Annotated in this window: 6 protein-coding genes; 2 read left to right on the top strand and 4 right to left on the bottom strand. The window is 71.2% G+C overall.

The window, feature by feature from the left end; translation table 11 throughout:
- Positions 1 to 266 precede the first annotated feature (266 nt).
- Together AC31A1_RS41840 and AC31A1_RS41835 are read right to left on the bottom strand one after the other, a co-directional pair.
- Positions 267 to 818, bottom strand: a complete 552-nt coding sequence (locus tag AC31A1_RS41840) for a hypothetical protein (protein ID WP_489658319.1) — start codon at positions 816 to 818, stop codon at positions 267 to 269.
- A gap of 93 nt (positions 819 to 911) precedes the next feature.
- Entirely contained in the window at positions 912 to 3,497 is a 2,586-nt protein-coding gene (locus AC31A1_RS41835; RefSeq protein ID WP_489658318.1) for a bifunctional FO biosynthesis protein CofGH, read from the bottom strand.
- A 250-nt stretch (positions 3,498 to 3,747) separates the two neighbouring features.
- Between AC31A1_RS41835 and AC31A1_RS41830 the strand changes: the two genes are divergently transcribed.
- Entirely contained in the window at positions 3,748 to 5,277 is a 1,530-nt protein-coding gene (locus AC31A1_RS41830; protein WP_489658317.1) for a CehA/McbA family metallohydrolase, read from the top strand.
- A 17-nt stretch (positions 5,278 to 5,294) separates the two neighbouring features.
- Here AC31A1_RS41830 and AC31A1_RS41825 read toward each other — a convergent pair whose 3' ends face one another.
- The gene (locus AC31A1_RS41825) at positions 5,295 to 6,107 is read right to left on the bottom strand and encodes an endonuclease/exonuclease/phosphatase family protein (RefSeq protein ID WP_489658316.1); all 813 of its coding nucleotides are present in this window, start codon (positions 6,105 to 6,107) and stop codon (positions 5,295 to 5,297) included.
- Between the two features lie 52 nt (positions 6,108 to 6,159).
- Here AC31A1_RS41825 and AC31A1_RS41820 point away from each other — a divergent pair, with 52 nt between their 5' ends.
- On the top strand, positions 6,160 to 6,555 hold the full coding sequence (locus tag AC31A1_RS41820) for a nitroreductase/quinone reductase family protein (protein WP_489658315.1): 396 nt from the start codon (positions 6,160 to 6,162) through the stop codon (positions 6,553 to 6,555).
- A 55-nt stretch (positions 6,556 to 6,610) separates the two neighbouring features.
- Here the strand turns inward: AC31A1_RS41820 and AC31A1_RS41815 are convergent.
- Positions 6,611 to 7,924 (bottom strand): aldehyde dehydrogenase family protein (locus tag AC31A1_RS41815; protein ID WP_489658314.1); only part of this gene is annotated, 1,314 nt, incomplete at its 5' end.

Here is a 7,924-nt window from a genome sequence, read left to right as displayed (position 1 = left end):
ACACCGGCCGGCAACACAGTTCAGGCAAGGGGACGGCTCCCTGGCCACCCATCCCTCGGGGCCGCCCGCTCGCTTCTCCAACGGGCTGGAGCGGCCCTAGTCAAGGGTGGCCCGCAGGGCCATCGCCGAAGGCGACGCGCAGCGCAGCGGAGCGCCCTTTACTCGGGCCGCGGAAGCCCGACACTGACCAAGAAGCGGGCGGCCCAACGGTCACTTCACAACTCAGGACCAGAGCCAACTTCGGGACCCGAGTGGTGACCGGTCCGCTACTTGACCACGATGACCTTCGTGCTCGTCGTCCCGAATGCCCACAGTGCCGCCCCGTCCGCCTTGCCCGTGCGGACTCCGCCCGTTTCCTTGCCCGCCGCCGGCGGGGGCGAGGAGCCGTCCACCGCGTTGGAGAAGGCGATGTTGAGGCCGGACTTGGTGGCGAAGTAGACGATGTTCTCGATCTGGACGCCGTCGGAGCCCGTCGTGGCGTCCTTGCGGACCGACACCGTGTACGTGCCCGGGTCCGGGCTCACCGTGCCCGGCCAGACGGCGAACGTACGGCCCGCCTTGTCGCTCGCGTCGACCAGCCAGACCCGTTTCTGGCCGACGGCGTAGACGATGCGCCGCCCGGTGCCGGAGGAGGCCGGTACCGCGGCGGCCGTCGCGTGCGGCTTCGGGGACGTGGACGCGTGCGCGGACGCCGAGGCGCTCGGGCGGGCGGCGGACGCCTTCGGGTGCGGGCCCTTGTCGGCCTGGACGGCCAGGACCGTGACCGCGGCGATCGCTCCCACCGTCAGACCGGTCACCCAGACCTTGGAGGCAGGCACGGGCACGCATCTCCTCAGCTACTCACAGCCCCCACATCCCGATCGAACAGGGGTCGGATCATCGTACCGGCCCCCGTCCGGCCCTCCTCCCGCTCAGTCCAGCACCGGCAGCAGCTCCGGCAGGTGTCCGTCCGAGACCGAAGCAGCCCGCTGCCGCTCCTCCGGCACCTCGCCGTAGAGGGTGGTGCGCGGCCTCGCCGGTCGGCCCGCCAGCTCCGCTACGGCGATCAGGTCACGCACCGACTTGTACGAGCCGTACGACGAACCCGCCATCCGCGAGATCGTCTCCTCCATCAGCGTGCCGCCGAGGTCGTTCGCCCCGGAGCGCAGCATCTCCGCCGCACCCTCCGAGCCCAACTTCACCCAGCTCGTCTGGATGTTGGGGATGTGGGGGTGGAGCAACAACCTCGCCATCGCCACCACCGCCCTGTTGTCCCTCATCGTCGGGCCCGGCCGCGCGATCCCCGCCAAGTAGACCGGCGCGTTGGTGTGGATGAACGGCAGTGTCACGAACTCCGTGAAGCCGCCCGTGCGTTGCTGGATCCCAGCCAGGGTGCGGAGGTGGCCCAGCCAGTGGCGCGGCTGGTCCACGTGGCCGTACATCATTGTCGACGAAGAACGGATGCCCAACTCGTGTGCCGTCGTGACTACTTCGATCCATGTCGCCGTCGGCAGCTTGCCCTTCGTCAGGACCCAGCGGACCTCGTCGTCGAGGATCTCCGCCGCCGTGCCGGGGATGGTGTCGAGGCCCGCCTCCTTCGCCGCCGTCAGCCACTCGCGGATCGAAAGGCCGGTCCGCGTCGCGCCGTTGACGACCTCCATCGGGGAGAACGCGTGGACGTGCATGCCGGGGACGCGTTCCTTCACCGCCTTCGCGATGTCGAAGTACGCCGTCCCGGGCAGGTCGGGGTGGATACCGCCCTGCATGCAGACCTCGACCGCCCCTACCTCCCAGGCCTGTTGGGCCCGGTCCGCCACCTGGTCCAGGGAGAGCGTGTACGCGTCAGCGTCCGTACGGCGCTGCGCGAAGGCGCAGAAACGGCAGCCCGTGTAGCAGACGTTGGTGAAGTTGATGTTCCGCGTGACGATGTACGTCACCTCGTCCCCGACCACCGACTTCCGTACGTCGTCCGCGATCCGCGTCAGCGCGTCCAGCGCCGGGCCGTCCGCGTGCAGCAGCGCGAGCGCCTCCGCGTCGGTGAGCTTCGTCGGGTCGTCGGCCGCCGTCGCCAGCGCCTGCCGTACGTCCGTGTCGATGCGCTCGGGGACCATGCCGGGCGCCGCCGCCTCGCGCAGGGCGCCCCAGTCGCCGTAGACCTCGTCGAAGTCGTCACGGCGGTCGGACGTACGGCCCTCCGTGTCGATCGTCGTGTGGAGATCCGTACGGCCCGTCGCTACGAACGCCTCCTCCGGCTCCTGCCACGCGTGGCCCTCCACCGTCGCGTCCTCGCGTGCCAGGCCCGTCTCGGGGTCCGCCAGTGCCCGTACGTGCGGCAACAGGCGCGGGTCCAGCCAGGGTTCGCCGCGGCCCACGAACTCCGGGTAGACGCAGAGGCGTTCGCGGAGTTCGAAGCCCGCCTCCGCCGACTGTTCCCGCAGCAACTCGATCTGGGGCCACGGGCGTTCGGGGTTCACGTGGTCGATGGTGAGAGGGGAGACTCCGCCCCAGTCGTCGATGCCCGCGCCGATCAGGCGCTTGTACTCCGAGTCGACGAGGTTGGGCGGGGCCTGGAGGCAGGCCGACGGGCCCATGATGTGCCGGGCCACCGCGACCGTCGCCACCAGCTCGTCCAGTTCCGCGTCCGGCATGCCGCGCATGGCCGTGTCCGGCTTGGCGCGGAAGTTCTGGATGATCAGTTCCTGGATGCCGTGGTAGGAGCGGGAGATCTTGCGGAGTGCGAAGAGGGAGTCCGCGCGCTCCTCGTAGGTCTCGCCGATGCCGATCAGGATGCCGGAGGTGAAGGGGACGGACGAGCGGCCCGCGTCCTCCAACACCCGCAGGCGCACGGCCGGTTCCTTGTCCGGGGAGCCGTAGTGCGGGCCGCCCGGCTCGGACCAGAGCCGGGTCGCCGTCGTCTCCAGCATCATGCCCATGGACGGGGCCACCGGCTTGAGGCGCTGGAAGTCCGTCCAGGTCATCACCCCGGGGTTGAGGTGCGGGAGCAGGCCCGTCTCCTCCAGGATGCGGATGGAGATGGCGCGGACGTACGCGATCGTGTCGTCGTAGCCGTGCGCGTCGAGCCACTCGCGCGCCTCCGGCCAGCGGTCCTCGGGCTTGTCGCCGAGGGTGATCAGGGCTTCCTTGCAGCCGAGGGCCGCGCCCTTGCGTGCGATGTCGAGGACCTCGTCCGGGGACATGAACATCCCGTGTCCGGCGCGGCGGAGCTTACCGGGGACGGTGACGAAGGTGCAGTAGTGGCACTTGTCGCGGCAGAGGCGGGTGAGGGGGATGAAGACGCTCTTCGAGTACGTGATCACGCCGGGGCGGCCGGCCGTCGCCAGGCCCGCGTCGCGCACCCGGGCGGCGGACGCGGTGAGGTCGTCGAGGGCCTCACCGCGCGCCTGGAGCAGCACCGCCGCTTCCGTGACGTCGAGCGCGACGCCGTCACGGGCGCGTTTGAGGGCGCGACGCATGGAGTTCTCGGTCGGGCCGGTTCCGGAGCTCGCGGGAGTCGTCATCCTTCGAGCATACGATCGGTCTGATCAGGCCAAAGAGGGGCGGCCGATTCGTTCCTTCCGGGCAGGTCGTTACACGGCGTCACTGGCACCGGGAGCACTCCCCCTCTCGTCCGCGCCGGTCCGGTTTCCCGACACCCGCCGATTCCCTGTCCTTGCACGGGAGTTCACAGCCGACTATCAGAGTCGTACGGGTCATCTCCGCTCACCTCCGCGCCATCCCTGTCACTCACGACACCCCGGGAGCAGCAGCATGTGCGACGACGATCACGGAAACGGTCTCAACCGGCGCGCGCTGTTCGTGACGGGCGCCGCCGCCGCGCTTACGTTGGGAAGCGTGAGCTTCGCGAGCGGCGCCGCGGCCGCGGCAGACGGCGACCAGGAGAGCCGGACGGTTCGGGGCACCCTCCCGACCGGCTCGCCCGACTACGTGTACGTGCCCGTCGAGGTCCCGGCGGGGGTCCGCGAGCTGAAGGTGGCGTACACCTACGACAGACCGTCCGTCCCGGCCGGCACCCAGGGCAACGCCCTCGACATCGGCATCTTCGACCAGCACGGCACGGACCTGGGCGGCAGGGGTTTCCGGGGCTGGTCGGGCGGGGCCCGCACGGAGTTCTTCATCCGGATGGACGACGCGACGCCCGGCTACATCCCCGGCCCGGTGCGCGCCGGCACCTGGCACGTCGCGCTGGGCCCGTACACCGTCTCCCCGCAGGGGCTGTCGTACGAGCTCACGATCACGCTCACCTACGGCGAACCGGGCGTCGCCCCGCGGCCGGTGTACCCGCCGGAGCGGGCGAAGGGGCGCGGGCGGGCCTGGTACCGGGGTGACTGCCACCTGCACTCCTGGTACTCCGACGGGCGCCGCACCCCCGCCGAGATCTCGGCGCTCGCGCGGGCGGCGGGCCTGGACTTCATCAACACGTCGGAGCACAACACCCAGTCCTCGCACCCCCATTGGGCCTCGGAGGCGGGCGACGACCTGCTGATCATGCTCGGTGAGGAAGTCACCACGCGTAACGGTCACGTCGTCGCCCTCGGCACCGAACCCGGCACCTTCATCGACTGGCGTTACCGGGCACGCGACAACCGCTTCGGAAAGTACGCCCGCGAGATCCGCCGCGCCGGCGGCCTGGTCGTCCCCGCCCACCCGCACGCCACCTGCATCGGCTGCGCCTGGAAGTTCGGCTTCGGCGAGGCGGACGCCGTCGAGGTGTGGAACGGCCCCTACACGCCCGACGACGAGGTCGCCCTCGCCTCCTGGGACGCGACGCTGGTGGCCTCCGTACGGGAGAACCGGGAGTGGCTCCCGGCGATGGGCAACAGCGACGCCCACCGTGACCCCGACGCGATCGGCCTGCCCCAGACCGTCGTCCTGGCCGACGACTTGACGAGGGAGGCGATCCAGGACGGCCTCCGCGCGGGCCACTCCTACGTCTCCGAGTCCAAGAACCTCTCCCTCACCTTCACCGCGACCGGCGGCCGGGCCCAACACGCGGGAATCGGCGAGCGGTTGGGAGTCGACGCGGACACCCCGGTCACGCTACGGCTGGAAGCCACCGGCGCCCCGCGCTGCACCGTCCGCTTCGTGACCGACCAGGGGGTCCTGTTCACCAGCGATCCGCTGTCCGTCTCCGGGGCGGGGACCGTGGAGTGGCACACGACGGCGTCCTACGCGGCGTACGTACGGGCCGAGTTGAGGCACGAGACGGCGGCGGGAACGGTACCGGGGGCACTGGCGGCGTTCACGAACCCGATCTTCCTGGGCGAAGCCAAGCCGTGAGCCGGTGAACCGGTGAACTAGGCGCTCAGGTCCACGACGACGGCCGCGTGGTCGGTCGGCCACACCCCGTCGACCGGCCCGTCCCCGGCCCGCCGTACGCCCCGCACATGGCCGAGCCCGCCCTTCCCGGTCGGTTCGACGAAGACGTAGTCGATACGGACGCTCGGCCCGAACGTGCCCGCCACGTAGGGATTCGCGAGGTCCCAGGTGGCCGACGGGGCCCCCGACTCAGCGAAGTCCCAAGCGTCCATGAGGACTTGACCGGGTACGGCCGGCGCTGTCCGGTACCCGCCGAAGAGCCGCACCTCGTCCGAGTCCGGCCAGGCGTTGAAGTCGCCGGTGACGACGGCCGGGAAGGGCCCGTCCCCACGGTGGGCGGCGACGAACTCCGCGAGTGCGGTGACCTGTTGACACCGTACGGCCGAGGCTTCGGTGGCGGAGGAGAGGTGGACGGTGAAGAAGGGGACGCGGTGCCCCGGCGCGTCCAGCCCCGCGTACAGCGCGAGCCGGCCGCCGTCACCGTCCCCGGGCGGCAGCGGCAGCACGGCCCGCTCGGCGACGGGCCAGCGGCTGAGGACGGCGTTGCCGATCCCGACGGTGGGGTCGCCGAGTCGCCGCTGCCAGAACCCGGGGTCGTGGGAGGCTCCCCAGGTCCAGTGCATACCGAGTTCCGCGGCGAGCCACCCGGCGAGGTTCTCGCCCTCGGCATCCCACACCTCCTGCAACCCGACGACGTCGGGCCGCAGTTCACGCAACACGGCGAGAATCGCCTTCTGGCGGGCCTCCCAGGGCCCGTACCGCCACCACAGGTTCCACGTCACGACGCGCACGGCACCATTGAAGTCCACACCCCCGGCCCACCAACAGGAGATCAGCAAACCGATGCCCACATCGAACCCCGAGGCCAAGTACCGCAGCGTCACCCGCTTCCAGCGCCTGCTGAACAGCGTGACGCGCCGCCTCCCCACCCAGACCGTCCTGGAGACCACCGGCCGGGTCTCCGGCCAGCCGCGCCGCACCCCGCTCGGCGGCCGCCGCATCGGCGACACGTTCTGGCTGGTATCGGAGTTCGGCGAGCTCTCCCAGTACGTCCGCAACATCAAGGCGAACCCGAAGGTCCGGGTCCGCATCATGGGCCGCTGGCACACCGGCACGGCCCATCTCCTCCCCGACGACGACCCCCAGGCCCGCCTGCGCACCCTGCCCCGCTTCAACAGCGCGGCGGTGAAGGCGATGGGGTCGAGTCTGCTGACGGTGCGGGTGGATCTGGACAGGTGACAGTGGGCGGGGATGCGGCTCGTCGGGCTCTACTTGGAACGTAATGGGCCTGGCGTCACCCCGGCCACACGATCGCCTGCACCTCGCTGTACGCGTGCAGCGCGTACGAGCCGACGTCCCGCCCGACCCCGCTCTTCTTGAAGCCCCCGAACGGCGCCTCCATGTTGCGCCCCACGGTGTTGACGCCCACCCCGCCGGCCCGCAGCAGCCGCGCCACCCGGAACGCCCGGGCCACGTCCCCCGACCACACATAGTCGATGAGGCCGTAGTCGCTGTCGTTGGCGAGGGCGATCCCTTCCTCCTCGGAGTCGAAGGGGACGACCACGACGACCGGGCCGAAGATCTCCTCGCGGACGACCCGCATCTCGGCACCGCAGTCGGCGAGGACGGTGGGTGCGACGAGGAACCCCGGCCCGTCGGACGGCCGTTCGCCGCCCGCGACGACCACCGCGCCCTCCTTCCGGCCCAGTTCGACGTACGACTCGACGCGCTCCCGGTGTGCCGCCGAGATCACCGGCCCGACAACCGTGTCCGGCGAACGGGGGTCGCCGACCTTCAATGCCCGGGCCTGAACGGCCAGTTGCTCCACGACCCGCTCGTACACACCGCGCTGCGCCAGCACCCGTGTGGGCGCCGTACAGATCTGCCCGCTGTAGAAGGAGAACGTCGTACCGATCCCGGACACGGCAGAGGCAAGATCCGCGTCGTCGAAGACGACCGCCGCGCCCTTCCCGCCCAGCTCCATCAACTGCCGCTTCATCCCGCGCCCGCACACCTCGGCGATCCGCTGCCCGACAGCCGTGGAACCGGTGAAGCTGACCATGTCGACGTCACCGCACTCGACCGCGGCCTCCCCCACCTCCACCGACTGCCCGTTGACGACGTTCACGACCCCGCGCGGCACCCCGGCCGCCTCCAGCGCCTCGGCCATCCGGTACACGGACAAGGGGTCCTGCGGTGCCGGTTTCACGACAACCGTGTTGCCCATGGCGAGGGCGGGGGCGATCTTCCCGGCGGGGTTCGCCCAGGGGTTGTTGTACGACGTGACGCAGGCGACAACACCCACCGGCTGCCGCACGGCGAGCGCGCCCATGACAGCCGCCCGCCCGAACGGCCCCGCCTCGTTGACCTGCGGCGCGATCGCCCACTCGGCCGGCTCCACGGTCGCGTACCGCCGGAACCGGGCCGCGGCGACGCCCACTTGCATGCCCCGCGCGGTCCCGGTCGTGGCGCCGGTCTCCGCCTGGGCGAGTTCGGCGTACGACACGAGCCCGCCCCGGATGATGTCCGCGGCCCGCCCGAGAATCGCCGCACGCTCCCCGGCCGGCGTACGCGACCACGGCCCGAAGGCTTCCCGGGCAGCGGCGGC

The sequence above is a fragment of the Streptomyces sp. P5F9 genome (assembly GCF_057961495.1).
This window is presented reverse-complemented; position numbering and strand designations above follow the sequence as displayed.